General features: G+C 62.3%; 25 protein-coding genes. 10 read left to right on the forward strand and 15 right to left on the reverse strand.

Annotated elements, in window-relative coordinates:
* The first annotated feature begins 26 nt into the window (after positions 1 to 26).
* Entirely contained in the window at positions 27 to 383 is a 357-nt protein-coding gene (locus tag BW967_RS11330; RefSeq protein ID WP_076485181.1) for a hypothetical protein, read from the forward strand.
* A gap of 55 nt (positions 384 to 438) precedes the next feature.
* Here the strand turns inward: BW967_RS11330 and glyA are convergent, their stop codons facing one another.
* A complete protein-coding gene (gene glyA, locus BW967_RS11335; protein ID WP_076485182.1) occupies positions 439 to 1,731 on the reverse strand; it encodes a serine hydroxymethyltransferase in 1,293 nt (430 codons plus the stop codon).
* 183 nt (positions 1,732 to 1,914) lie between these two features.
* On the opposite strand from glyA, the gene BW967_RS11340 reads away from it, so the two are divergent.
* Positions 1,915 to 2,676, forward strand: a complete 762-nt coding sequence (locus tag BW967_RS11340) for an NAD kinase (RefSeq protein WP_076485299.1) — start codon at positions 1,915 to 1,917, stop codon at positions 2,674 to 2,676.
* 10 nt (positions 2,677 to 2,686) lie between these two features.
* On the opposite strand, the gene BW967_RS11345 is transcribed toward BW967_RS11340, so the two are convergent.
* The 3 genes from BW967_RS11345 to BW967_RS11355 all read right to left on the reverse strand — a co-directional run bounded on the left by BW967_RS11345 (position 2,687) and on the right by BW967_RS11355 (position 7,643).
* Positions 2,687 to 4,090 (reverse strand): sigma-54-dependent transcriptional regulator, encoded by a 1,404-nt coding sequence (locus tag BW967_RS11345; protein WP_108188586.1) that lies wholly within the window; start codon positions 4,088 to 4,090, stop codon positions 2,687 to 2,689.
* Positions 4,087 to 5,535: a hybrid sensor histidine kinase/response regulator gene (locus BW967_RS11350; RefSeq protein WP_076485183.1), complete on the reverse strand. Its 1,449-nt coding sequence runs from the start codon at positions 5,533 to 5,535 to the stop codon at positions 4,087 to 4,089. The genes BW967_RS11345 and BW967_RS11350 overlap by 4 nt, the downstream gene beginning before the upstream one ends.
* Positions 5,536 to 5,750: 215 nt before the next feature.
* Positions 5,751 to 7,643: a propionyl-CoA synthetase gene (locus tag BW967_RS11355; protein ID WP_076485184.1), complete on the reverse strand. Its 1,893-nt coding sequence runs from the start codon at positions 7,641 to 7,643 to the stop codon at positions 5,751 to 5,753.
* Positions 7,644 to 8,011: 368 nt separating this feature from the next.
* On the opposite strand from BW967_RS11355, the gene BW967_RS11360 reads away from it, so the two are divergent.
* The 5 genes from BW967_RS11360 (at position 8,012) to BW967_RS11380 (ending at position 13,333) form a co-directional block, all read left to right on the forward strand.
* On the forward strand, positions 8,012 to 8,404 hold the full coding sequence (locus tag BW967_RS11360; protein ID WP_076485185.1) for a cytidine deaminase: 393 nt from the start codon (positions 8,012 to 8,014) through the stop codon (positions 8,402 to 8,404).
* Entirely contained in the window at positions 8,404 to 9,726 is a 1,323-nt protein-coding gene (locus BW967_RS11365; protein WP_076485186.1) for a thymidine phosphorylase, read from the forward strand. The genes BW967_RS11360 and BW967_RS11365 overlap by 1 nt, the downstream gene beginning before the upstream one ends.
* On the forward strand, positions 9,723 to 10,937 hold the full coding sequence (locus tag BW967_RS11370) for a phosphopentomutase (RefSeq protein ID WP_076485187.1): 1,215 nt from the start codon (positions 9,723 to 9,725) through the stop codon (positions 10,935 to 10,937). The genes BW967_RS11365 and BW967_RS11370 overlap by 4 nt, the downstream gene beginning before the upstream one ends.
* Positions 10,938 to 10,949: 12 nt before the next feature.
* Positions 10,950 to 11,582 carry a uracil phosphoribosyltransferase gene (gene upp / locus BW967_RS11375; protein WP_076485188.1) on the forward strand — a complete coding sequence of 211 codons (633 nt, stop codon included), beginning with the start codon at positions 10,950 to 10,952 and terminating at the stop codon, positions 11,580 to 11,582.
* 77 nt (positions 11,583 to 11,659) lie between these two features.
* Positions 11,660 to 13,333: an SPOR domain-containing protein gene (locus BW967_RS11380; RefSeq protein ID WP_139327827.1), complete on the forward strand. Its 1,674-nt coding sequence runs from the start codon at positions 11,660 to 11,662 to the stop codon at positions 13,331 to 13,333.
* A 55-nt stretch (positions 13,334 to 13,388) separates the two neighbouring features.
* Here the strand turns inward: BW967_RS11380 and BW967_RS11385 are convergent, their stop codons facing one another.
* Entirely contained in the window at positions 13,389 to 14,414 is a 1,026-nt protein-coding gene (locus tag BW967_RS11385) for a hypothetical protein (protein ID WP_076485190.1), read from the reverse strand.
* Between the two features lie 138 nt (positions 14,415 to 14,552).
* Between BW967_RS11385 and BW967_RS11390 the strand changes: the two genes are divergently transcribed.
* Both BW967_RS11390 and BW967_RS11395 read left to right on the forward strand, forming a co-directional pair.
* Positions 14,553 to 15,203 carry a sulfotransferase family 2 domain-containing protein gene (locus BW967_RS11390; RefSeq protein WP_076485191.1) on the forward strand — a complete coding sequence of 217 codons (651 nt, stop codon included), beginning with the start codon at positions 14,553 to 14,555 and terminating at the stop codon, positions 15,201 to 15,203.
* A 187-nt stretch (positions 15,204 to 15,390) separates the two neighbouring features.
* Positions 15,391 to 16,047 (forward strand): Hint domain-containing protein, encoded by a 657-nt coding sequence (locus BW967_RS11395; RefSeq protein ID WP_076485192.1) that lies wholly within the window; start codon positions 15,391 to 15,393, stop codon positions 16,045 to 16,047.
* 52 nt (positions 16,048 to 16,099) lie between these two features.
* Here the strand turns inward: BW967_RS11395 and BW967_RS11400 are convergent, their stop codons facing one another.
* Genes BW967_RS11400 through BW967_RS11425 form a run of 6 tightly spaced genes read right to left on the reverse strand, consistent with a single transcriptional unit; the run spans position 16,100 to position 20,821 of the window.
* A complete protein-coding gene (locus BW967_RS11400) occupies positions 16,100 to 17,137 on the reverse strand; it encodes a HesA/MoeB/ThiF family protein (RefSeq protein WP_076485193.1) in 1,038 nt (345 codons plus the stop codon).
* A 12-nt stretch (positions 17,138 to 17,149) separates the two neighbouring features.
* Entirely contained in the window at positions 17,150 to 17,395 is a 246-nt protein-coding gene (locus BW967_RS11405; protein ID WP_076485194.1) for a hypothetical protein, read from the reverse strand.
* Between the two features lie 3 nt (positions 17,396 to 17,398).
* Complete coding sequence (gene dut, locus BW967_RS11410; RefSeq protein ID WP_076485195.1) at positions 17,399 to 17,866, reverse strand: dUTP diphosphatase; 468 nt, start codon at positions 17,864 to 17,866, stop codon at positions 17,399 to 17,401.
* Entirely contained in the window at positions 17,863 to 19,071 is a 1,209-nt protein-coding gene (coaBC, locus tag BW967_RS11415; RefSeq protein WP_076485301.1) for a bifunctional phosphopantothenoylcysteine decarboxylase/phosphopantothenate--cysteine ligase CoaBC, read from the reverse strand. Before coaBC ends, dut begins: the two co-directional genes overlap by 4 nt.
* Positions 19,072 to 19,121: 50 nt before the next feature.
* Entirely contained in the window at positions 19,122 to 19,946 is an 825-nt protein-coding gene (locus BW967_RS11420) for a ChaN family lipoprotein (RefSeq protein ID WP_076485196.1), read from the reverse strand.
* Entirely contained in the window at positions 19,943 to 20,821 is an 879-nt protein-coding gene (locus BW967_RS11425; protein ID WP_076485197.1) for an RNA polymerase factor sigma-32, read from the reverse strand. The genes BW967_RS11420 and BW967_RS11425 overlap by 4 nt, the downstream gene beginning before the upstream one ends.
* Positions 20,822 to 21,167: 346 nt before the next feature.
* On the opposite strand from BW967_RS11425, the gene BW967_RS11430 reads away from it, so the two are divergent.
* Complete coding sequence (locus BW967_RS11430; protein WP_076485198.1) at positions 21,168 to 22,682, forward strand: YifB family Mg chelatase-like AAA ATPase; 1,515 nt, start codon at positions 21,168 to 21,170, stop codon at positions 22,680 to 22,682.
* Here the strand turns inward: BW967_RS11430 and BW967_RS11435 are convergent.
* The 4 genes from BW967_RS11435 to rsmI all read right to left on the reverse strand — a co-directional run bounded on the left by BW967_RS11435 (position 22,660) and on the right by rsmI (position 25,885).
* Positions 22,660 to 23,571: an alpha/beta hydrolase gene (locus BW967_RS11435; protein WP_076485199.1), complete on the reverse strand. Its 912-nt coding sequence runs from the start codon at positions 23,569 to 23,571 to the stop codon at positions 22,660 to 22,662. The genes BW967_RS11430 and BW967_RS11435 overlap by 23 nt on opposite strands.
* A complete protein-coding gene (gshB, locus tag BW967_RS11440) occupies positions 23,568 to 24,518 on the reverse strand; it encodes a glutathione synthase (protein ID WP_076485200.1) in 951 nt (316 codons plus the stop codon). The genes BW967_RS11435 and gshB overlap by 4 nt, the downstream gene beginning before the upstream one ends.
* Before the next feature lie 82 nt (positions 24,519 to 24,600).
* Entirely contained in the window at positions 24,601 to 24,948 is a 348-nt protein-coding gene (locus BW967_RS11445) for a YraN family protein (protein ID WP_245826539.1), read from the reverse strand.
* Positions 24,949 to 24,970: 22 nt separating this feature from the next.
* Positions 24,971 to 25,885, reverse strand: coding sequence for a 16S rRNA (cytidine(1402)-2'-O)-methyltransferase (gene rsmI / locus BW967_RS11450; protein WP_076485202.1), 915 nt, complete (start codon positions 25,883 to 25,885; stop codon positions 24,971 to 24,973).
* Positions 25,886 to 25,960: the final 75 nt, after the last annotated feature.

Here is a 25,960-nt window from a genome sequence, read left to right on the forward strand (position 1 = left end):
TAGGGTCGCGAACCGAGGGAGACATCATGGACCCAAGCGAGCTTCAGCGCATGTGCGGGCGCGTCTCGCAGCTTTTGGCCGAACGCCTTGGGGCGCGCGGGCACACGCTGCCCGACCGGATCGCCAGCCGCCACCGCACTTTGCCGCGCAAAGTGCGCCGCGCCGCGTTAGACCTTGCCGAGGCGCAAGCGTTGCTTGGGGCTCCGAAAGTGGTGCGCCAGCTTGATCATGACAAGCTGCATCACGCCTACCAGACCTGCCTGCACTATCTTGAGCCGCTGGATGCGCCGCTGCGTTTTGGGCGCCGCTTGCTTGAGGTGGTGACGACTGTGGTCTTGGGGCTGCTGATTATGGCCGGGGTCGGCTTCGCTTTCGTTTATTGAGACGGCATGAAAAAAGGCCCCCGGTTGGGGGCCTTCCATTTCGTGTCTCGCCCGATCAGAGGTTCGGGTAGAGCGGGAATTTGGCACAAAGTTCGGCCACTTCGGCGCGCACTTCGGCTTCTACCGCGTCATTGCCATCTTCGCCATTGGCGGCCAGACCATCGACCACTTTGATGATCATCCGGGCAATTTGGCGGAACTCTTCTTCGCCAAAGCCACGGGTGGTGCCAGCGGGCGTGCCCAGACGGATGCCCGAGGTGACGGTCGGTTTTTCCGGGTCAAACGGGATGCCGTTTTTGTTGCAGGTGATGTGGGCGCGGCCAAGGGCTTTATCGGTCGCGTTGCCTTTCACGCCTTTCGGACGCAGGTCCACCAGCATCACGTGGGTGTCGGTGCCGCCGGTGACGATGGCGAGGCCACCTTTGACCAGCTCATCCGCCAGCGCTTGGGCGTTGGCAATCACTTGCTTGGCGTAGACCTTGAACTCGGGGCGCAGCGCTTCGCCAAAAGCCACGGCTTTCGCGGCGATGACATGCATCAGCGGGCCGCCTTGGATGCCCGGGAAGATCGCCGAATTGACCTTTTTCAGGATCTCGGCGTTGTTCGTCAGGATCATGCCTCCGCGCGGGCCGCGCAGGGTTTTGTGGGTCGTGGTGGTGGCCACATCGGCATAGGGGAAGGGCGACGGGTGCGCGCCACCGGCCACAAGACCGGCAAAGTGCGCCATGTCGACCATCAGGTAAGCGCCAACGCTATCGGCGATTTCGCGGAATTTCGCGAAGTCGATTTGGCGCGGAATCGCCGAGCCGCCCGCGATGATCAGTTTCGGCTGATGCTCTTTCGCCAGCGCGGCGACTTGATCGTAGTCGATCAGGTTGTTGTCTTCGCGCACGCCATATTGCACGGCGTTGAACCATTTGCCCGATTGGTTCGGGGCCGCGCCGTGGGTCAGGTGACCGCCCGAGGCGAGGTTCATGCCAAGGATCGTGTCGCCGGGTTTGATCAGCGCGTTGAACACGCCTTGGTTCGCTTGGCTGCCCGAGTTGGGCTGCACGTTGGCATATTCACAGCCAAAAAGCTCGCAAGCGCGGTCGATCGCCAGTTGCTCGGCCACGTCCACATATTGGCAGCCGCCATAGTAGCGCTTGCCCGGATAGCCTTCGGCATATTTGTTCGTCATCACGGAGCCTTGCGCTTCCATCACGGCGGCCGAAACGATGTTTTCCGAGGCAATCAGCTCGATCTCGTCGCGCTGGCGACCAAGCTCGTTGCGGATCGCACCGAACAGATCGGGGTCACGGGAAGAAAGGCTCTCGGTAAAGAAGCCGGCGTCGCGTTGGGCGGTCATGGGCGTCTCCTGCTGGAAATGTTGTGGGTGGTTTATCGCAGAAATTTGCGCCCCGAAAGCGCTCAAAACGACGAATGGGCAATTTGGCGCGTCGCAAAGCGGGGTTGCACCGGATCGGACTTGTGTTTCCCGCTTTGGCTTGCGACACCTGTGGCCAAAGTACGACGCCAGACGGAGGCGGGTATGAACCGGCCGAACCATATCCATTTCGCCGCCTCCCCGGCCGAAAGTGCTCAAGAGGCGCTGGAAGACTTGGTTGGGCTTTACGGTCAGGCCCCTGTTGAGCGGGCCGATGTGATCGTGGCGTTGGGGGGCGATGGCTTCATGCTGCAATGCCTGCATGCGGACCGAGGGCTTCCGGTCTATGGCATGAACCGCGGCTCGGTCGGCTTTCTGATGAACGATTATTCTGCCGAAAACCTGCCCGAGCGGTTGGCGGCGGCAGAAGAGGCGGCGATCAACCCGCTCGCGATGCGTGCAGAAACCGCCGATGGCACGTTGCATGAAGCTTTGGCGATCAACGAGGTGTCGCTTTTGCGCGCGGGGCCGCAGGCGGCGAAGCTGCGCATTTCGGTCAATGGCCGCGTGCGGATGCCAGAACTGATTTCGGATGGCGCGATCATCTCCACCCCGGCGGGCTCCACCGCCTATAACTATTCTGCCCAAGGGCCGATCTTGCCGATTGGCTCAGATGTGCTGGCGCTGACCGGGATCGCGCCGTTCCGCCCGCGCCGGTGGCAAGGGGCGATCCTGCCCTCCTCTGCGCTGGTGCGCTTTGATGTGTTGGAACCCGAAAAGCGCCCGGTGATGGCCGATGCGGATAGCCGCTCGGTTGCGCCCGTGCTTTGGGTCGAGGTGCGGTCTGAGCCGAAGGTGATACATCGCATCCTCTTCAACCCCGGTCATGGGTTGGAAGAGCGTCTGATGCGCGAGCAATTCGCCTAAACGCAAAGGCTTAGTCTTGTCGCCAAGTATCCAGCTTGCGGTAAAGCGTTGAGGGCGCGACCCCCAAATCGGCTGCGGCGCGCTGCACCGCCCCGTCATGGCGGCCCAAGGCGGCCTCAATCGCGGCGCGTTCCAGTTCGGCGAGCGTCATACTCTCAAAATCTGGACGGTTCTCCGTAACGGGCGCGGCGGAGGGGATGTCCTGCAAGGCTTTCGGGAGCATGTCAGGCAACACCATGTCGCCTTCGTGCAGAACCGTGGCGGCGCGCACAACATTGGCCAATTCGCGCACATTGCCCGGCCAATTATGCGCCTTGAGCCGCGCCATCGTCTCTGGCGCAATCGTGTTCAACCCGCGCCCTTCCAATGCCGAAAAACGGTGCAAGAAGGTATCGGCCAGTAACGGAATATCCTCGGGGCGGTTGCACAAGGGGGGCATACGCAGCGGCACCACCATCAGCCGGTAGTATAGGTCACTGCGAAGTTGCCCCCGGCGCATGGCTTCTTCGGGTGCGATGGACGTCGCTGCAAGAATGCGCAAGTTCACCCGCCGGGCCGCTTCTGCGCCAAGCGGATGAACTTGCCCGGTTTGCAAGAACCGCAACAGTTTGGTTTGCAGCGCCAGCGGCAGATCGCAGATTTCATCCAAGAAGAGCGTGCCACCATCGGCGAGTTCGGCCGCGCCCAACCGATCATTCACCGCCCCGGCAAAGGCGCCGCGACGATGCCCGAAGACCTCGGTTTCAAATCGGTCCGAGGTGAGCGCGCCGCAATCAAGCGTGATGAACGGGCCCTGTGCCCGGTCAGACAGACGGTGGATCGCCTGCGCTGCCATTTCTTTTCCGGTGCCGTTTTCGCCAATAATGCAAACGGGGGCCATGGAACGTGCGCAGGCCCGGATCGTTTCATAGACCTCCAGCATCGGCGCAGAATGTCCGACGAAGTCGCCCACCGGCGTGCGGGCCTGTTTCGAATGTGGCGGATGGGCCAGATTGGCGGCGCGCTGCGCGGCTTCCACCGCTTCCATCAACCGGGTCTCGCTGACCGGTTTCACGAGGTAATCAAGCGCCCCGCGCCGGATCGCGCTTACCGTGCGTTCGGTCGAGCGTTCGGCCGCGACAACCACGACCGAGGTCGAGGGGCGCACGTCGAGCAGGTCGATAAGCAGATCAAGCCCGTCCCGGTCAGGCAGCATAAGATCGAGCAGCACCACAGAAACCCTATGGGCGCGAAACAGTTCCAGCGCCTCGCCTGCGGTGCCGGTTGCTAATGTGCGATAGCCCGCGCGGCGCATATGCGCCTCATAGATGGTGCGCATCGAGGCCGTATCTTCGACGATCAGAATATCGTAGTCGGAAGGGGGCAGGGTCGGATCCAGATCAAAGCTGGGTTCCGTGGCAGCAGCAGACGTCATTTCAATTTCTCTTCCAACCGGGTCAGGCGCCGCGAGGCATGAACAATCACGCGGTCGGTTTGCGCCAGCACCGCCCGTCCAATCAGTTGCATCGCCGTTTCATCCTTGTTTTGGGCCGCCTGAGAGAGGTCTTCGGCCAATGTCCGCAGCGCTTCCGCCCCGATCGAGCCTGCGACCGAAACAAGCACATGCGTATCTGCCCGGATCGTGTCTGTATTGCGCTCGTAGAGGCCGGAAACAAGGCCGCGCTCAGCACGCAAAAGATCATCGAGCAATCTGTCGAGAAGGTCGAGTGATCCCTCTGGCCCGTTGATCAGCAACAGCGTTTCAAAGGTTGTTTCGTCAAGCGGGGCCGGGGGCAATATCGGCGGGCAGGTCTTGTCTTGCCGTGCACGCTCAAGCGCAAGCGTGATCGCCTCGGCCAAGGGGGCAAGGGTGGTGAGCGGTTTCGAAATGATCGCATCGGCACCTGCGGCCAAAACCGCATCGCGGTTCGCTCGCAGCACATATGCGGTGCAGGCAACTATCGGCAAAGCGGCGTGCGGTCCACGGCCAGAACGCAGCGCCTGCATCAGATCAAGCCCAGAGAGACGTGGCATCTCCACATCAATCACGGCTAGATCGTAGCTGTCCGTTTCAAGCTTTTGCAGGGCCTCAACCCCATCGGCGGCATAGTCGCAGTGCGCGCCCATAGTGGAAAGCATATGCCCCGCCACCGCTTGGCTAAGCGCGGAATCTTCGGCCACCAACACGCGCATCCCGTTAAGGTCCGGCAGGGGGATTTCAATCTGCGCATCGGCGGGAAGGAGCGGTTCAACGGGCAGCGACAGCGCCACCAAGGCCCCCCCTTCCGGGCGGTTGGCAATTTCAATCCGCCCGTCCAGCCGCTCGGCCATATCGCGCGAGATATAAAGCCCAAGCCCGCTGCCCGCCTGAGAGACATCGCCACGCGCGCCCGGCTCAAAAAGCCGTGCCATCAAATCATCTGAAAAGCCCGGCCCGTCATCCGACACGGAGAACTGCAATCGCTCGGCCTCAAGCGCCACGAGCAGCCGCACCGTGCCGCAGTCAGTGTATTTCACCGCATTAGAAAGCAGGTTGGACAGCACCCGTTCCAGCGCGATGCGGTCCAGTTGCACCTCCATCGGCACATTCGGCGCGATGGCCACGTGAAAGCCCAAGCCTTTTTCGAGGGCGCGCCCGCTCCAGCGCATTTCAATGTCATAGATCACGCGAGCGAGCTGTACGGTTTGGCGTAGCGGGCCGATCGTCTGATCTGTGACGATCTCGATCCCTTCTTCGAGCAGCCGGGCCATATCTTCGCCTGCGGCGCGCATACGCTCAAGCTGCAGCCGCATGCTGTGGCTCATGTCTTCATGCGCCAAAAGCCGAAGCCCGCCCAAAATGTCTGAGACTGCGGTGCGCAAATCATGCCCCAAGAGCATGACCCGTCCTAGCCTGGCCTTCTCTTGCGGTATGCCGACATCTCCGTCGGGTCCAGGCTTTGGTAACAATTTATTCATGATGGCACCCGGCCGAATGATTCCGACAAGATGCAGGAAGATCAAGCGATCCTTGGTGTGACCACCCTCACAAAGTGCATTTTATATGCTTTGGCGGAGGCCAGAAGGCCTCCGCCGGAGTTTTAGAGGGATCTTTCTCAGGCCGCAGCCGGGAAGCCGATGCTTTTCAGCGCATCCGCGATCTCATCGAGAATCGCCGGATCGTCGATCGTCGCGGGCATTTTGAACTCTTCCCCATCGGCGATTTTCACCATCGTGGCGCGCAAGATTTTGCCCGAGCGGGTCTTCGGCAGCCGGTCCACAATCACGGCCAGCTTGAAGGCGGCAACCGGGCCGATCTGATCGCGCACCAAGGTCACGCATTCGCGGATCACTTCGGCATGCGACTTGGTGCAGCTTTTTTGCAGGCACAGGAAGCCCATCGGCAGTTGCCCTTTGAGCGTGTCAGAGACGCCGATCACCGCGCATTCGGCCACGTCCGGGTGCGAGGCGATCACCTCTTCCATCGCGCCGGTCGACAGGCGGTGGCCCGCGACGTTGATCACGTCATCGGTGCGCGACATGATGTAGATGTAACCATCTTCATCCAAGTAGCCCGCATCGCCGGTTTCATAATAGCCGGGGAAATGCTCCAGATAGCTTTTCTTGAAGCGCTCTTCGGCGTTCCACAGCGTCGGCAGCGTACCGGGAGGCAGCGGCAGTTTGATCGCAATCGCGCCCAAAGTGCCCGGTTCCACCGGATGGCCGCCTTCATCAAGCACTTGAACATCATAGCCGGGCATCGCTTTGGTGGGCGAGCCCATCTTCACCGGCAGAAGTTCAATGCCCAGCGGGTTGCCCGCAATTGCCCAGCCGGTTTCGGTTTGCCACCAGTGGTCGATCACCGGCACACCAAGGTGATCTTGCGCCCATTTGACCGTATCCGGGTCGGCGCGTTCGCCCGCCAAGAACAGCGCCTGCATCTCGTGCAGTTTGTAGCGCTTGATATATTCCCCATCCGGGTCTTCGCGGCGAATGGCGCGCAGCGCGGTCGGCGCGGTGAAGAAGCTCTTGATGCGGTGGTTTTGGATGATCCGCCAGAACACGCCCGGGTGCGGGGTGCCAACCGGTTTCCCTTCAAACACCACCGTGGTGGCGCCCGCCAAAAGCGGCCCATAGCAGATGTAGCTGTGGCCCACGACCCAACCCACGTCCGAGGCGGCCCAGAAGCGGTCACCCGGATCAATGTTGTAGATCGCTTTCATCGACCAATGCAGCGCCACAAGGTGCCCGGCGGTCGCCCGGATCACGCCTTTGGGCTGGCCCGTGGTGCCCGAAGTGTAAAGGATATAGGCGGGGTGGTTGCCATCAACCGGCACGCATTCGGCGGGCTTCACGCCATATTGGAAGCCGTGCCAGCTGAAGTCGCGGCCTTCGACCAGCTTCGCCACTTCCTGTTCGCGCTGGAAGATCACGCAGAACTCGGGCTTGTGCTTGGCTTGGTCAATCGCGGCGTCGAGCAGCGGTTTGTAGTGCACAACGCGGTTCGGTTCGAGGCCGCAAGAAGCGGCGATGATCGCTTTGGGCGTGCAGTCGTCAATCCGCACAGCGAGTTCGTGCGCCGCAAAGCCGCCAAACACCACCGAATGGATCGCGCCAATCCGCGCACAGGCGAGCATCGCCTCAAGCGCTTCGGGGATCATCGGCATATAGATGATGACGCGGTCGCCCTTTTCCACGCCACGCATCCGCAGCGCCCCGGCAAGGCTGGCAACACGCGCTTGGAGTTCTTTATAGGTAATGCCCTTGGTCGAATGGGTGATCGGGCTTTCGTGCATGATCGCGATCTGGTCGCCACGCCCTGCCTCCACATGGCGATCGACGGCGTTCCAGCAGGTGTTCACCTTGGCGTCAGCAAACCATTCCCCGGCCGGACCTTGCTCGAAGAAGGCTTTTGACGGGGCTTCGTCCCAATCGATTCCCTTGGCGGCCTCCATCCAGAACCCTTCCGGATCCGCCTTCCAAGCACCGTAAACCTCATTGTATCCCATGGTATCCCTCCTCCACTCTTGTAAGCTTGTTATGCAGATGGAAAGATTTCTGCAAGATTGTTACCGTCGCAGGTCTAGGCCCTACACAAAAATTTGCATAACTGGCCCGTTTTTCGCCCGCAAACTTTTGCAAACAGGCTCGATATATTTACAGATGTGCATTCTTGGGCGGAGTTTGCAAAGTTTGCGCACTTTGCAGCATCTTTTGCCATAGCAGGCCACGGTGCACGCGCTGCGCGAGTCGCGGCGGTATGCGCGACCTTGGTGCGGGTAATCCGCGCCTGGCTGCCTGCGCCAACTGGCCCCCCTTGCGCCGCCCCGCGCCCCGGCGCAGGATCGGCGGATCATTTCTGGCCGGAGGAAGCCCGATGTCCCTGCTCGATGCCGCGCGTGCGGTGCGTGAAAACGCCTATGCCCCCTATTCCAAGTTCAAGGTGGGCGCGGCGGTGCGGGGCGCCTCTGGCACGATCTACCGTGGCGTGAATGTGGAAAATGTCGCTTACCCCGAGGGCACTTGTGCCGAGGCGGGCGCGATCGCGGCGATGGTTGCTGCGGGCGAGACCGAATTGGTCGAGGTTGCGGTGATTGCCGATAGCCCAAGCCCGGTGCCGCCTTGCGGCGGTTGTCGGCAAAAGCTGGCGGAGTTTGGCCGGACCGATGTTCCCGTGGTTTTGGCCACCACCGATGGCGCGCAACTGCAAACCACCGTGGGCGATTTGCTGCCCGGTCGTTTTGCTGCCAGCCACATGGACAACTGCTGATGGACGCGCGCTCAATCATTATGGCGGTGCGGGACGGCAAAAGCCTGTCACCCGAGGCGGCGGGCTGGTTTGCACGCGGCTTGGCCGATGGTACCGTGTCGGATGCGCAGGCGGGGGCCTTCGCGATGGCGGTGCTCTGCCGGGGCTTGGGGGATGAAGGCCGCGTCGCACTAACCGAGGCGATGCGCGATTCCGGCCAGCGGCTAATCTGGGAGTTGCCCGGTCCGGTTGTCGATAAACACTCGACCGGGGGCATTGGCGATTCCGTCTCGCTGCTGCTGGCCCCGGCACTCGCCGCTTGCGGTGTCTATGTGCCGATGATTTCGGGCCGCGGGCTCGGCCATACTGGCGGCACGCTTGATAAGATGGAAGCGATCCCCGGCTATAAGGCGCTGCCGGGTGTGGAGGTGCTGCGTAAGGTGGTGGCCGATGTCGGCTGCGCGATCGTGGGTGCGACCGATGAAATCGCCCCGGCAGATCGCCGTCTTTATGGCATCCGCGATATTTCGGGCACGGTGGAAAGCCTTGATCTGATCACGGCTTCTATCTTGTCAAAGAAACTTGCCGCCGGGCTCGATGCTTTGGTGCTGGACGTCAAAGTGGGCTCCGGCGCGTTTTTACCCAGTTTGGAGGCCGCGCAGGCACTGGCGCAAAGCTTGGTGCGCACGGCGAATGACGCGGGCTGCAAAACCTCTGCCCTGATGACCGATATGGATCAAAGCCTTGGTCATTCGGCAGGCAATGCGCTTGAGGTGCTAGAGGTGATGGAAACGCTCACCGGCACCTCGGTCAATGAAGCGCTTTGGGATGTGACCTCCGCCTTGGGCGGCGAGGTTCTAACGCTGGCAGGCAAAGCCGCTGATCTTGATGAGGGCGCGGCGCAGATTGATGCGGCGATTGAATCGGGTCGCGCGGCGGAATGCTTTGGCCGGATGGTGGCGGCGCTGGGCGGGCCGTTCGATTTTGTCGAGCGCTTCCCGGATCGATTGCCCGCCGCTTCGGTCATTGTGCCGGTGCCCGCGCCGCGCCGGGGCTATGTGGCAAAGGTGAACGGCCGTGCTTTGGGGGAAGTTGTGGTGCGGCTCGGTGGTGGTCGGCTTGTGGGGGGCGACCGGATCAACCCTTCTGTCGGGCTTTCGGGGCTTGCGATGCTGGGCGAAGGGCTTGGGCCGGGCGAAGTGCTCTGCCTTGTTCATGCGCCCAATGACGCCAAGGCCGAGGCCGCCGTGAAAGCGGTGCAATCCGCCTATGCGATCAGCGAAGAAGCACCGGAAGAGCCGCCCCTTATCCATGCGCGGTTTGGGCCGGAGGATTTGGCATGAGCCCGCGTGCCTTTTTGATTGTGATGGATTCCGTGGGCATTGGCGGCGCGCCCGATGCAGCGGCCTTCTTCAATGAGGGCAGGCCCGATACGGGCGCCAATACGCTCGCCCATATCGCGCAGGCCTGTGCCGAGGGGCGCGCGAATGCGGGCCGATCTGGCCCTTTGAAGTTGCCGCATCTGGATCAACTGGGGCTTTCGGCGGCGGTAGAGCTTGCCTCGGGTGAGAAACTCCCCGGCCTTGGTGCCAAGCCGCAAGGGCTTTGGGGCGCGGCAAGCGAGGTTTCTAAAGGCAAAGACACCCCCTCGGGGCATTGGGAACTCGCGGGCGTGCCAGTGCCGTGGGATTGGCACTATTTCAAAGAGATCGAAAACAGCTTTCCGCCCGATCTCGTGGATTTCGTCGCAAAAGCCGCCGGGACCGAGGGTATTTTGGGTAATTGTCATGCCCCCGGCACGGCGATTATGGAGCGCTTGGGGGAAGAGCATCTGCGCACGGGCTGGCCGATTTGCTATACCTCCGCCGACAGCGTTTTTCAGATTGCCGCGCATGAAGAAAGCTTTGGGCTGGAGCGGTTGTTGGACCTTTGCCAAGCTATCGCGCCCCGTTTGCATGAAATGAAAGTGGGACGGGTGATTGCGCGGCCGTTTGTTGGCGTGCCCGGTGCCTTTACGCGCACCCCCAACCGGCGCGACTTCGCAATTGAGCCGCCCGCGCCCACGCTTTTGGATTGGGTGCAGGGCGCGGGCCGCACCACCCATGCGATTGGCAAGATTGGCGATATCTTCAGCCATCGCGGTATCACGCATCTGCACAAGGGCAAGAACGATGCCGATCTGATGGACCATCTGATCCGGCTGGGCGATGAGGCCGAACCGGGCAGCCTGACATTTGCCAATTTCGTGGAATTTGACAGCCTTTATGGCCACCGCCGCGATGTGGCGGGCTATGCGCGTGCGCTGGAGTGGTTTGACGGTGCGCTTGCGCGCTTCTTGCCCAAGCTGCGCCCCGGCGATTTGGCGCTTTTCACGGCAGATCACGGCAATGACCCCACATGGAGCGGCACCGACCATACCCGCGAGCGGGTTCCGGTCTTGGGCTGCGGGATCGGCTTGCGGGCAGTGGGGCAGGTGGGGTACGCCGATATTGGCGCCTCGGTCGCCGCGCATCTGGGCGTGCCCGCCTGCGGCCCCGGCAAAAGCTTTCTGTGAGAGGACAGACATATGGATGAACAGGTCACGGTCGTCGACCACCCGCTGGTGCAGCACAAACTGACGCTGATGCGCGAAAAGGGCACCTCCACGGCCTCGTTCCGGCAGCTTCTGCGCGAGATCAGCCTGCTCTTGGCCTATGAGGTGACGCGCGGTCTGGACCTGACGACGAAGCGCATTGAAACGCCGCTGTGCGAAATGGATGCGCCGATCCTTGAGGGCAAGAAGCTCGCGCTGATCTCGATCTTGCGGGCGGGCAATGGCTTGCTGGATGGGATTTTGGAACTGATCCCGGCGGCGCGTGTGGGTTTTGTTGGGCTGTATCGCGACCCGGAAACCCTGCAACCCGTTCAATATTACTGCAAAGTGCCGGCGGAACTGGAAGATCGCACCGTGATCGTGGTCGATCCGATGCTGGCCACGGGCAATTCTTCTGCGGCGGCTGTGCAGTTGATGAAGGACAAAGGCGCTAAAAACATCCGCTTCCTGTGCCTGCTTGCAGCGCCTGAAGGCATTGCGCGGATGCGCGAAGCACACCCCGATGTGCCGATCGTGACCGCCTCGATCGACGAACAACTCAACGATCATGGCTATATCGTGCCGGGTCTAGGGGATGCGGGTGATCGCATGTTTGGCACCAAATAAGCGGTTTTGAGCCGCTTTTTCCTTTACTCGGAACCAATCCTGCTGCATTTTTTCCAAAAGATCATCGGGGGATGACAATGCGGCGGTATGGACAGTTTCTGGCGGCGACAGCGCTCGTCGCCTTGGTGAGTGCGGGCTCTGCTGTCGCAGAGATGCGGACCTATTCTCCGGCAGAAGTGCCGCCGCCTTCGTTTAAGGGGCGGCAGTATGTTGATAGTTCGGGCTGTGTGTTCGTTCGGGCTGGCTATGGGACGGCGGTGCGTTGGGTGCCGCGCGTAAGCCGCGATAAAAAACAGCTTTGCGGCTATCAGCCGACCTTCCAAAATGGTGAGGCTGTGCTGGATGTGGCAAACGTGGCCCCCGCCACACCGCCCGCGGCCGAGCCCCCTGCCGCGGCACCCGCCCCGGTTAAGCCGCCTGTCGCCGTGGCTGCTGCCACGCCGACAGCAGCCCCCAAACCCGCCCCCGCAGCACCGCAAGCGGCAGTTGCGCCCACCGCACCTGCGGAACGGAGCCGCGCAGTCTCTCCGTTTAGCCCGACGCCGTTTGTTGGGCGACCGATGGCCACCATCGCCACCACAGAAACCCCGCCGCAGGTGGGCCGTGTGGCGGCAGCTACGCCAGCGCCTGCCCCCGTTCAAACCGCCGCGTCGGAGCCGCGCGTTGCCGCCGCCAGCCCAACCCATTCGGGTTATGTGTCGCCCTATGTGGCCGGGGCGAGTGGCACGGCCGTGCGCTACCACAACCCCGTGGCCTTGCCCGGCGCTGCATCCGTGGAAATGGCCGCTGCCTCTGCCGCAACGATCATGGGCACCGAGCAGGTGGACCCGGCGACGACGTCATGCCCCGCAGGCACCGTCTCGGCGCAGCGGTATACGCTCTCTGATGGGCGGCGTGTGGTGCGCTGTGGCGCGCAGGTGCAAAACCCCGCCGCCTTCATCAATCAGGCTGAGGTGCCCGGTCTTGTCGTGACACCCGCTGCGGCCAGCCAGTCTGGCTATGTCTCGCCCTATGTGTCCAATGCGGTGGGTTCTCGCCGCAGCGTGCCGATTGTGGATGTGCCGTTGCGCGACGCCACCGGATATGTTGCGCCGAGCACGCCTGCTCGTGCGCCCGGTCCTGCGTCGACACAGGCAAGCTATGCTGCTGTGAGCCCCTATCAATCTGCGGGCGTGAGCAGTGCCTCAAACCCACTGGTGCCCGAAGCTGTTTTGGTGCGCACGCCCGCGACTGGGCAAGTGACGCTCGCTCCGGTGATCGTCAGCACGAAAACGGGCCCGGGCTACAAACCCGCCTTTGAAGATGGTCGGCTCAATCCGTTCCGGGGCCCGCGGAGCCTTTGGGGGGATGCGCAGCAAAGCATGATCTGGACCAATCAAGTGCCTGCCAAACTCGTGACTGCGCAAACGCCCGCTTGGCGGCGGATCGTTCCGACCGAGGCGACGGTCACCCGTGTTTCGACGAAATCTGCTCCGGTCGCCGCGCGACCGGCGGTTGCGCAGCGGGTCGCCGCGCCGCAAACGCAGGTGCAACAGCCGACTCAAGGGCCGCGTTACGTGCAGGTTGGCACTTTTGCGGTGGCCAGCAATGTCGCCGGGGTGAAGGCGCGCTTGGCCGCTGCTGGGCTGCCGGTGGCCAGCTCCACGACATCGCGCGGGCTGACGATTGTCTATGCCGGGCCGTTTGCCGATGCGCGCGCCGCTTTGGCGCAAGTGCGTGGGGCGGGCTTCTCCGATGTGATCTTGCGCTAAGCAAAAACACTCACCCCAAGCTTTTACGGCGGTCCTTTCGGGCCGCCGTTTGCATTCAGGAACAGATATCTTTCAGCGCGAGCCATTCGGCATCATCGAGCACGGGCTGCGGCGCAGGTGCGCCCCGAAACGGATCGGCCTCAATCAGCCCAAGGACGGTTTCGCCGCTTGGGTCCACCGCATAGGCATAGGGGGTCGAAGCAACGCCTGCCGCTTTGAACGCGCTTAGCAACTGATCCAGCGCCGCAGGCGTATTCGGCAGCGAAATCGGGCGGGCCAAAAGAGACGCGCCATAGCCCTCAATCTTTTTGGCGGGCAAATCGCCCGTGGTCAAAAGGCTGAGCGCTGCCCCGGCCCCTGCCCATTGCAAAAGCGCATGCGCGGGCGTTTCGCCGCTTTGCGCCAACTGGGCGGCTAAGATCGCCCCGGCGGCAACCTCGGGCGTGTCGGGGCCAATCAGCGTGTCTTGGCCCAGTGCAACCACGCCGCCCGCCAAAATGCGCGCCCCGGTCAAGGCGCGGGGCAGGACGGCGATTTCCGTCACGCCATCAAGCCGTTCGGCCAGTAGCGCGAGCGCTTTATCTCCCTCGGTCGAGTGGCAGGCGACGCCAGTGGTGTGTTCCAGATCGGCAAGCATCATCCGGCCGATGTCGGCGCGCTTGGCAAGTGGCACCACCCGTGCGGCTTGGTCGATCAAGGCGCCGGGCAACCAGATCACCGCGCCTATGGCCAGCGCGCTTACCACAGAGATCCAGCCGATCCGCCGCAAACGGCCGGGATGCGGGCGGCGCGCCTCAAGCGCAGCTTGCACCTTTTCGATCGCCTCGACCATCGTATCATCGCCGATCTCAAGCTCTTCGCCCGGATCATCGGAGGGCGCAAAAACTGCAGGCCGCCCGCCCGGATTGCGCCGGACCAAAGCCGCCAAAGACCAATGCGTGAGCGCGGTGGCAGAGCGGTCATCCGCAATCACCAAGGATGTATCCCCAAAAGACACGATCACCTCGCGCCGCTGCGCTTGCGGCGTTTCACGCCACAGGCCGGGGGCTTCTAGCCGTTCATATTGGGGCAGGGCGGTCATGCTACAAATTGGGTCTCATTACAGATTAGCCACGAATCATAGACCATGAGGGGGCAGGGTCAATCGCACGATGCGGCACAGGCGGGGCTGTGCCGCTTTCCCATCGCCAATCTAGTGCCGGGGCGCTAGGCTCGCGCGATGATTGTTTCGCCGGGCCGCCGCTACATCTTTGTTCACATCCCCAAGACCGGGGGCACCGCGCTGGCCGAAGTGTTGGAAGCGCGCGCCATGGCCGATGATATTTTGGTGGGCGATACCCCGAAGGCGCGCCGCCGCAAGGGGCGGTTGAAAGGCATGGAGACCGCCGGGCGATTGTGGAAGCACACGACCTTGGCCGAGGGGGTGGGGCTTTATACCGAGGCGCAGGCGCGCGATTGGTTCACCTTTGCGCTGGTGCGCAACCCTTGGGACCGGATGGTGAGCTATTACCATTGGCTGCGGGCGCAAAGCTTTGCCCATCCGGCGGTGGGGTTGGCGCAAGATCTCGATTTTACCGCCTTTGTGTTGCATCCAGAGATTGGCGCCTCAATCGCGGCATCGCCTTATGGCAGTTATTTGCGCTTAGCAAATGGCTGCGAGGCGGCAACCGCCTTTATTCGGCTTGAGCATTTCGCCGAAGATGTCGCCCCGCTAGAGGCGCATCTGGGGTTTACGCTTGCGCCTTTGCCGCGGGTGAATGCCTCGGCGCGGGCGGCCGATTGGCGCGGCTACTACACCGATGAAACCGCCGCTGCGGTGGCCCGTTTCGCCGCCGCAGATATCACCCGGTTTCACTACGCCTTCGACTAAGTTACCGCTTTCTCGCGATTGCACGCCCAGTTTGCAACAATGCGCCCTTTGGGGTTGCATTGATATCACTCTCGCCGCCAGTGCCTTTTTTGCGCCGCAAACGCGCCCCGGAAAGATCGCGGGAATCACCCGAGATGGCCTCATGGAAACGCCCGAGGGAACACTTGGGAGGCAAGGAGAAGACGCGATGTTCGGGTTCAATACCGCCAAACGTGCCGACCGCTGGGAAGAGCCCGAAGGCTTCGAAAGCGTCTTCGCAACGCAGGGCTTTAGCACCGTTTCCAATATCAGCCATTCCGATGGGATCGTTGCGGGCACCCGCATCGCCACGGCCATGGGCTGGCGCCCAGTTGAGGCGATGGCGGCGGGCGATATGGTGATGACCTTTGATCATGGGATGCGCCCGGTGCGCGCTGTGCATCGCTCCCACCTCTTTGCGGGGCGCGCGAAGCTGCCCCGTTCGATGATGCCACTCGCGGTACCGGAAGGCGCGCTGGGAAATGCCAGCCCGATGCTGCTTTTGCCCGAACAAAATGTGCTGGTGGAAAGTGATTTGGCCGAGGCGGTCTTTGGCGACCCCTTTGCATTAATCCCGGCCGCCGCGCTTGAAGGCTATCGCGGCATCACCCGGATCACGCCGCATCAGCGCATCGAAATTATCACCCTGCAATTCGACGAAGATGAAGTGATCTACGCCAATGGCACCGGCATGATCCATTGTGCTTCGGTCCATGGTACGTCGATCAGCGCGATGATCGACGAAGTAACGGGCTATGTGGTTTTGCCAATGGATATGGCGCAACAGATCGTTGCGCAGATGATCAAGGTCGATGCATTGGGCTGAGAACGGCTCAGATCTTGATCCGAAACGCCGCGGTGCCCCCCGCGGCGTTTCCTTATGTGGCGGTGCTGCAGACCGGGCAGGTAGGGGCGCGCTTTATAGCGATGCGGCGGCTCTCGGCCCAAAGCGCATCATGGATCAACAGTGTGCCGCGCAGGCTTTGCCCTGCTTGCACAATTTCTTTAATCGCCTCTGCCGCCATCATCGCGCCAATGATTCCGGGCAGCGCGCCCATCACCCCTGCCTGCGCGCAATCGGGCGCGAGCCCCGGCGCGGGGGCGGTGGGGAAGACACAAGCCAGACAAGGTGCGCCCTTGGCGGGGTCATAAAGGCTGAGCTGCCCTTCCCATTGCGCAATCGCGCCGGAAATGAGCGGTTTGCCCGCCGCCACACAGGCTCGGTTCACCGCTTGGCGGGTCTCAAAATTATCCGTGCCATCAAGCACCAGATCGTATTCGGTGAGCAGTTCCGCCGCGATTTCAGGCGTAAAGGCACGATGATAAGGGCGGATCTTGATGAAGGGGTTTTGCGCAAGAAGCGCGGCTTGTGCGGCAAAGACCTTGGGCTTGCCAATATCGGCATCGCGATAAAGCACTTGGCGCTGAAGGTTGGAGGCAGACACCGTATCAGGGTCAATCACCCCAATCGCCCCCACGCCAGCAGCCCCAAGGTAAAGCAGCACGGGCGCGCCAAGCCCGCCAGCCCCGACCACCAGCACGCGCGCCGCTTTGAGCCGTTTTTGCCCCGGCCCGCCCACTTCGCGCAGTAGGATATGGCGCGCATAGCGGTTTAGCTCCGCTTCTGAAAACGGGCCTTGCGGGGCTTTTTGTTCGGGTTGCGCGGCGCGGGCGCGCAGCTTGGCCAGCCCCCAGCGATAGGTCAGAACAACCCCCGCGACGACGCCAAGCCCGACCCAGCCCGCCAAAGAGCCGCCAATCATCGCGCGCAGCGGATGTGTCGGCTCGGCAAAAAGTGCATGCGCCGCGACAAAGGCTGCACAGACCACGGCCAGTATTCCCCAAATCAACCGCCGGGGCACCTTGAGCGCAAGCCCGAGCGCCGAGAGCAGGAAAAGGAGAAACAGCCCGGTCATTGCGGGCCTCGCTTAGCCGCGTTTGCGCAGCATCGTCCAGGCAACAAAGCCCAGAACGCCCACCACGCCGACAGCAAGCCACAGCGTGAGCGAACCGCCCGAAATCGCGCGCAGCGGCGCCTCCGGGTCGGCCAAGAACGCATGGCCCGCGGTGAAGGCCGCCCAGATCAGCGCAAGAATGATCCCAATCACCTTCGGCGGCGCTTTCATCGCTTTGCCCAAGACGCCCACGATCACCAGCACAAAGATACCTTGCATGGCCTATTTCCTTCCAGTCGAGCCAAAGCCGCCCGCGCCCCGGCTGGTAGCGCTAAGCGTTTCGGCGAGCGCATATCCTGCTTGGACGACAGGGGCAATGACTGCCTGCGCGATCCGTTCGCCGTGGTGAATCGTATAGGCGACAGATCCGAAGTTAATCATCAACACGCCAAGCGGGCCGCGATAGTCGCTGTCAATCGTGCCGGGCGTGTTGGGAAGGCTTAGCCCGTGCTTAAATGCGAGCCCGGAACGCGGGCGAATTTGCATCTCAAACCCTTGCGGAATTTCGACCTTGAGCCCGGTGGGTACAATCGCGCGCGCCATCGGTTCGAGCTTTAGCCCGGCTTCGCGTATCTCGGGCGGCAGGTTCGCGCGAATATCCGCCCCCGCAGAGCCCGGCGTTTCATAGGCGGGCAGTGCCACCTCCCGGTCGGCCCAGTCTTCGTAAAGAACCTTGATGATCGGGGTCATGAGGTTTCCTTTGTCAGCTGCGCGGCAATACGTTCGGCCAGCTTTTGCGCGACCTGTACCTTGGGCATTTGCGCCCAAGTCTCGGCCCCCGCTGCGTCAATGATCGTGACGGTGTTATGCGCCCCGCCCATCACCCCGCTTTCGGGGCTGACATCATTGGCCACGATCCAGTCACATCCCTTGCGGGCACGTTTCGCGGTGGCATGGGCTTGGACGTTTTCGGTCTCCGCCGCAAAGCCCACCACAAGCGCGGGGCGCCCCGCTCCCATTTGCGACACGGTCGCCAGAATATCGGGGTTTTCCGTAAAGCTGAGCGCGGGTGCGGTGCCTGTGCTGTCTTTCTTCATTTTTTGAGCGGAGGCATTCGCCACCCGCCAATCGGCGACGGCGGCGGCAAAAATGGCGGCGTCGGCGGGCAGGGCGTTTTGCACCGCCTCAAACATTTGCTGTGCGGTTTCAACCGGTACGACTTTCACCCCCTCTGGCGGAGGCACGCTGGCTGGGCCGGTGACAAAGGTGATATTCGCCCCAAGGTCGCGCAGCGCGCGCGCCAAGGCCGTGCCCTGCGCACCCGAGGACCGATTGGCGATATAGCGCACCGGGTCGATCGGTTCATGCGTCGGGCCAGAGGTCACAAGCACATGCTTGCCCGTCAGCGGGCCGTCGGCCAGTTGCGCGCGGATCGCGGCCAAAATCTCTGCCGGTTCCGCCATCCGCCCCAAGCCATGTTCACCGCAGGCCATATCGCCTGCATTGGGGCCAATGGTGGCCACGCCATCTTCGCGCAACTGCGTAAGGTTGCGTTGCGTCGCCGGGTGGTGCCACATCCGCACATTCATCGACGGGGCTATCAGCACTTTCTTGTCGGTCGCCAGCAGCAGGGTGGAGGCGAGGTCACCGGCCAGCCCATTGGCCATCTTCGCCATCAAATCCGCCGTTGCGGGGGCGACCACCACCAAATCCGCCGCGCGACTGAGTTGGATGTGACCGATCTCCGCTTCTCGGGTGAGGTCAAAAAGCGCGGTATGCGCCGCCTCGCCCGCCAGCGCCGAAATCGCCGTTGGGGTGACGAATTGCGCCCCCGCCTCGGTCAGCACCGGGGTGATGGCCACGCCTTCGGCGCGCAACAGGCGGATCAGTTCGGGGCATTTCACCGCCGCGATACCGCCACCGATAATCAGAAGGATGCGTTTGCGTTGCAAGATGGGCCCTCCGTTCTGCCCAAGCTGTAGGGCGGCAGGGCCGGGGGCGCAAGTTATTGGAAGGCGGCGCAGGGGTCTTCGCGCTCGGTTGGCGCGGTGACGATCCACCAATCATAGGGTTGATCGGGGTTTAGGCTGCCATCGCTCGGGCGCTCAAGTTGGCCAAGCGAGATCACTTTGACCTGTGGCGCGGCATGGGCAATCAGCGCTGGTACGGCGCGGTCGGTGCGGGCATGGCCCGAGCCGGTGATCAGTGCAACCGGGCCACCCGTTTCTTGGAGCGCTTGCAGGGTGGTCGCCGCAAAAGCGCCGTCGCGCAGCCGTTGTGCCGCGACCATACCGGGCAGCAATTCGGGCGGCAGGGCGTTGCAATGATCTTCCTGCGCTTGGGTTTCGAGCGTGGCTTGCAGATCAGCAGGGTAGGGCTGGTCGAGGCCATAAGCCGCCGCCTCGGGGAAGATGTCGGGCAGCGCCTCGCTCATGGCGCGGCGCACGGTTTCACGCGGCAAAGCGGCGCCGTAATAGCGCGCATCTGGTGCCGCCTCAAAGATCGGCGCGTAAATCGCGAAATCCGGCCAGCCCGCCGCTTCCCAGCCAAGAACTTGGCCAAGGTCTTCAGGGGTAGAAATTAACTCGGGCGTCACCTGCGCGGCCTGCACGGGCGAGAGCATTTCAAAGACCAGCGCCTTGGGCTTCAACGCTGCCACCGCGGCCGCTTGGGTCAGGTGATGGGTTGGATTGTCATGCAATTCGCCCAAAACCAGCACCTGCGGCGCGGCCTCGGTAATCTTTGCAGACAGGACGGACGCAGAAATTTCCGCGGCACCAAGCGGCGCCGCGGTCAAGCAAAGGGTAAGGGCAAGGAGCGGGCGCTTCATACGAAGAAGTTCGCCACCTCCGGGCCACGGCTTTCCAAGCTTTTGCGCATTTTGCCAAAGGCTTGGGCTTCCAGCTGGCGGATCCGCTCTTTCGAAAGGCCCAGTTCTTCGCCCAAGCTTTCAAGCGTCCGGGGCGCGTCGATCAAGCGACGTTGCACCACAATGTAACGCTCGCGGCCCGAGAGGTTATCCATCGCCTCGCCCAACCAGTTGCGCATCAGCGCGCCGTCATGCGCCTCGGTCACGCGGGTTTCGGGGCCCGCGCCATCATCTTCCAGCGCATCTACCCATTCGCGCCCTTCTTCATCCGAAGATTGCGGCGCATTGAGCGAGAAGTCAGAGCCCGCAAGGCGGCCCTCCATCATCTCCACATCGGCAAGCGGCACGCCAATGCTGGTGGCGACCCGCTGGCGCAATTGCGCGCCGTCAAGCTCTTCGCCCTCGGCTTGGGCTTCGCGCAGAATTTGCGCCTGCACCCGGCGCATATTGAAAAACAGCGCCTTTTGCGAAGAGGTCGAACCCGTGCGCACCATCGACCAGTTGCGCATCACAAATTCTTGGATTGAGGCTTTGATCCACCAAACCGCATAGGTCGAAAAGCGCACGCCGCGATCTGGGTCGAATTTATCGGCCGCTTTCATCAGCCCGAGCGAGGCTTCCTGAATGAGGTCATTCATCGGCGCGCCGTAGCGGCGGAACTTTGAGGCCATCGAAACGGCGAGCCGCATGTAAGCGCTGACGAGCCGATGAAGTGCAACCTCATCGCGGTGGTCGCGCCACGCGCGGGCGAGGTTCGCCTCGGTCTCGGCATCCAGATATTCGGCGCGCATTGCTTGCCGCGCTAGGGTGTCGTCTGTCATTCCATCGAGTGCCATGTCCAGTCTCCCCGGGTTCTGCGACCCGCTGTTGGCTTGCTCCCTGCGGTCACTGTGACAGAAACGCGCACCGATGTCTTTTGGTTGCACTGTGCGTCACAAAAAATTCAGTGTTCGGAAATGCGCAGAGGCAACCTTTTGGAAATACGTAGAATATTGCGCATCACGGCTACGTGAGTGGCATTTTTCGCGGTTTGTTGAGGCTGGGATGCATAATTTCAAGCCTCGAAAGCCGCTTGCGTTGCGCTAAAGCGATTCCCTCATAGCGGGAAAATTCTTGATCGCATTCCCCCTTGCGGACCATGCTGGCGGGGCAGTGTTGGGTAAGTGTTTGGGTGGTGTGTGCATGGTGGCCAGAACCTATACCGTGGCCTTTGAAGGGGTCGAGGCGCGCCCGGTTGAGGTCCAATGCGCCTTGGCCACCGGTATGCCTTCTTTCTCCATCGTGGGCCTGCCGGACAAAGCCGTGAGCGAGGCGAAAGAGCGGGTGCGGGCGGCTTTGGCGGCGTTGTCGATTGCGCTGCCGATGCGGCGCATTACCATCAACCTTTCGCCTGCCGATTTGCCCAAAGAAGGCTCGCATTTCGATCTGCCCATCGCTTTGGCGCTTTTGGCGGCCATCGACATTGTGCCCCGCGAAGAGGTGGAGGGGTTGGTCGCGATTGGCGAATTGGCGCTTGATGGGCGATTGGTGCCCGTGGTCGGTGCGCTTCCTGCCGCAATGGCAGCGGCAAGCGAAGATAAGGCGCTCATCTGCCCGCAGGATTGTGGGGCCGAAGCCGCGTGGGTTGGTGCGACCGACGTTTTTGGCCCCGCCACGCTGACCGAAGCTTTGCAGCATTTGAGCGGTCAAAGGCCGCTTGCCCCCGCGCAACCGGGCGAGGTGGTGGCGCCGCAAAGCCCGCGTGATTTGCGTGATGTGAAAGGCCAAGAACGGGCCAAACGCGCTTTGGAAATTGCCGCCGCTGGGCGTCATCATCTGTTTTTGGTTGGCCCGCCGGGGTCGGGGAAGTCGATGCTGGCCGCGCGGCTGCCGGGCATTTTGCCGCCGCTTTCGGCGATGGAGGCGTTGGAGACCTCGATGGTACATTCGCTTTCGGGGCTTTTGTCCGAAGGTGGCATTTCTCGCACGCGCCCCTTTCGCGAGCCGCATCATACTGCCTCGATGGCGGCGATGATCGGCGGCGGGCGTGGGGCGAAGCCGGGCGAGGTGAGCTTGGCGCATAATGGCGTTTTGTTCATGGATGAGTTCCCCGAATTTCCCCGCACGGTGCTGGAGACGCTGCGCCAACCGATTGAAACCGGCGAGGTTGTGGTGGCCCGCGCCAACGCCCATGTGCGCTACCCTTGCCGGTTTTTGTTAATTGCCGCGGCGAACCCCTGCCGCTGCGGTTACCTAGGCGACCCGGCGCGGGCGTGCGCGCGGGTACCGCAATGCGGGGCGGATTATCTTGGGCGCATTTCCGGCCCGCTGATGGATCGGTTTGATCTGCGGATTGAAGTGCCGGGGGTGGATTGGCGGGAGTTAGACCTACCCTCCGCAGGCGATAGTTCCGGCACGGTGGCCGCACGGGTGGCACAGGCGCGCGACGTGCAGGCCAAACGCTATGAACATCACACGAGCGTGCGGGTGAATGCCGAAGCCGAAGGGGCGGTGTTGGAAGAGATTGCGCCGCTCGATGCCGAGGGGCGCGAATTGTTGGGCAAAGTGTCAGAACGCTTTGGGCTGACCGCGCGTGGCTATCACCGCGTCTTGCGCACCGCACGCACGATTGCGGACCTAGAGGGCGCGGCCCAAGTGCGCGCCCCCCATTTGGCGGAAGCTGTGAGTTACCGGATCAGTTTCGCGCAGACAGGCTAAGGCATTTGCGCGCGAAATCGGCGGCATCGCGCAGCGCCGCGCGTGCTTCTGGCACCCAGCCATCGAACATCTGCCAGACATGGGGTGCATCGGGCCAAAGCTGCAGCGTCACATCAACGCCCGCGTCGCGCAGTTTGTGCTCCAAGAACATCGCATCATCGCGCAAAATATCGCGTTCCGAGGTTTGCAAAAGCACCGGCGGGCAATTGGGGTAGCTGGCGTAAAGCGGGGACACGGCCGGGTCATCGGCGCGGTGGCCGTTGAGGTAATATTGCGCGACCTCTTCCATCCGCTCGGCAGCAAGCATCGGGTCCCGGTCTTCCAAAAGCACCAGTGAAGGCGAGGCCCCGGTTAGGTCCGTCCAAGGCGAAAACGCAATGATCCCCGCAGGCCGATGCCCCGCTTTGCACAGCCGCGCCAGCAGCGACAGCGCCAAGCCTGCCCCGGCACTATCGCCCGAAAGCACAATGTTTTCTGCCGCGTAGCCCTTAGCCACCAAATCCTCAAACGCGGCTTCGGCATCATTGAGCGCGGCGGGGTAGGGGTGTTCGGGCGCCAGCCGATAGGCGGGGGCAATCACCTCTACCTGCGCCAGCCGCGCCAGCCGACTCAGCATCGCTTTATGCGTGTTGGGGCTGCCCGCGATGAAAGCACCGCCGTGGAAATGCAAAATCACCTTGTCGGGGATGGTCTTGCCCGAGCGGATCGAAAGCGCCGGACGCCCCGCCAAACTCATCGGCACCGCCACCGTGCAAGGGGCCGAGCGTGCGCCATAGCGGGCCCAGCGCTCCATATCATTGCGCAGCTTCTCAGGCTCCGAAACCTTGCGCAGATAGGGTTTGGTGGTCAGACGCAGCGCCGCGTTCAGAAGGGTCAGTTGCAGGCTCATTGCGCGGCCTCCCGCTCGGCCTCGATCACCTCCCAAATGCGGGCGGCGGCATTGGTGCCATCAAACCGCTCAAGCTCTTGCAGGCCGGTGGGGGAGGTCACGTTGATCTCTGTGAGCCAATCGCCAATCACGTCGATGCCGACAAAAATCTGCCCCTTTTCGCGCAGAAGCGGGCCGATGGCGGCGCAAATCTCTAGCTCGCGATCGGTAAGCTTGGTGGGTTCTGGCCGCCCACCCACATGCATGTTGGAGCGGGTTTCGCCCGCTGCAGGGACGCGGTTGATCGCGCCGACCGGCTCGCCATTCACCAGCAAGATACGTTTGTCACCTTGGGTCACCGCAGGCAGGTATTTTTGCACAATCAGCGGCTCACGGTTGATGCCGCTAAACAGCTCATGCAGCGAGGCAAGGTTGCGGTCATTCGCATCAAGCCGGAACACCCCCGCGCCGCCATTGCCGTAAAGCGGCTTCAAAATCACATCGCCATGCTTGGCTTTGAAATCGCGGATCACCTGCAGATCGCGCGCGACCAAAGTGGGCGGCGTCAGGTCTGGAAAATCCAGCACCAGCAGTTTTTCGGGGTAGTTACGCACCCAAAACGGGTTGTTGACCACCAAGGTTTTGGGGTGAATGCGGTCCAACAGGTGGGTGGTGGTGATATAGCCCATGTCAAAGGGCGGGTCTTGGCGCAGCCAAACCACGTCAAGGCTGGCCAGATCGACCTCAACCTCATCGCCCAAGCTGAAATGGTTGCCCTTCTCGCGGCGCAACTCCAGCGGCCAGCCGCGCGCCATCACCTTGCCTTCGCGGTAAAACATCTTGTCGGGCGTGTAGTAAAATAGGCTGTGGCCACGCGCCTGCGCCTCAAGCCCAATGCGGAAGGTGCTGTCGCCCGAGATGTCGATCCCGGCGATTGGGTCCATTTGCAGTGCTACTTTCAAGGCCATGACGCCCCCTTTCATTCATCTCTAGATGCCCCGCGCGGGGAGGCGATGCAATCCGCAGCGTGGTGAACAGCCCGTGAGGACTTCAGCCGAATATATGTGCATTTTCGACAATTTCGATAACGCCGCGCTGATCGACCAACGCAAGATCCAGCCGCATGTCTGTTGCGGCCAGTTCGGGGCGGGCGGCGACGAATTCTTCCGCCGAAAGCGCGATGCGGTTCAGTTGCTTGGGGAGCAGATGTTCGGCGGCGCTTGCATGTGTGGCGGAGTGTTTCACCTCGACAAAGACCACCACGCCATCGCGGGAAATGATCAGATCAATCTCGCCGCCATATTGGCCGCGCCAGCGGGTGGCGAGGATCGAAAATCCCGCGCGTTCGTAGTGTTGGGCCACCTGTGCCTCGGCAGCAAGGCCCGCGTGATGGGCCATGCGGCCCCGCGTGCTACGGCGATCATTCCCCATCACGGTCAAGTGCAAGCGCGCGTTGGTAGACCTCGCGCCGGGGTAGGCCGAGGGCTTGCGCAACTTCGCTCGCCGCCTCTTTCACCCGCATCCGGCCAAGCCTATCGCGCAACGCGGCATCAATATCTTCGGGGCCAAAGCGGGGGCCGTGCGGGCGATCCAGCAAGACCACAATCTCACCCTTGATGGGCGCGGTTTCGAGGCTCTCGATCAGTTCCGCTACGGTGCCCCGGCGCACTTCTTCAAAGCGTTTGGTGAGTTCGCGGCACAAAACGGCGCGACGCTCGGGCCCAAAGGTTTCTGCCAAATCGGCGAGCATGGCCGCCACCCGTTTGGGTGATTCATAGAAGATCACCGTGGCTTGCAGATCAGCCATTTCAGAAAGCCACTTGCGGCGCGCGCTTTGCGTGTTGGGCGGAAAGCCCGCAAATAGGAACCGATCCGACGGCAGGCCAGAGACGGTCAGCGCGGCGAGCACCGCCGATGGGCCGGGCGCGGCAAAGACGTCATAGCCCTCGGCAATGGCGGCGCGGCCCAATTGAAAGCCGGGGTCCGCCACCAAGGGCGTGCCTGCCTCAGATGCGTAGCCGACCGATTTGCCTTCGGCCAAAGCCGCCAAAAGACGCGGGCGGGCTTGTTCGCCATTATGATCGTGATAGGCGACCACCGCGCGGCCATTGAGCGGAATACCGTGAATTTCCATCAGATGGCGCAAGGTGCGCGTGTCTTCGGCGGCAAGCACATCTGCCATGCGCAAAATATCCAGCGCGCGCAGGGTAATATCGCGCGCGGTGCCGATGGGGGTGGCAATGAAGTGCAGCCCCGGTGCCGGTTTGCGCGGCGCGCCGCCGAAGGTTTCGTTTTGCATCGGCACGCTTTCGCCCAAGTCGTTATCCGCTGTCATGGTTATGCGTCCCGCTGCCAAGCCAAGTTTACTTATTAAGGCGGAACGCTTAGGGTTCGCCACAGTTAAACCCCC

Origin of the sequence: Rhodobacter aestuarii, from assembly GCF_900156655.1 — a bacterium.
GTDB lineage: Bacteria > Pseudomonadota > Alphaproteobacteria > Rhodobacterales > Rhodobacteraceae > Rhodobacter > Rhodobacter aestuarii.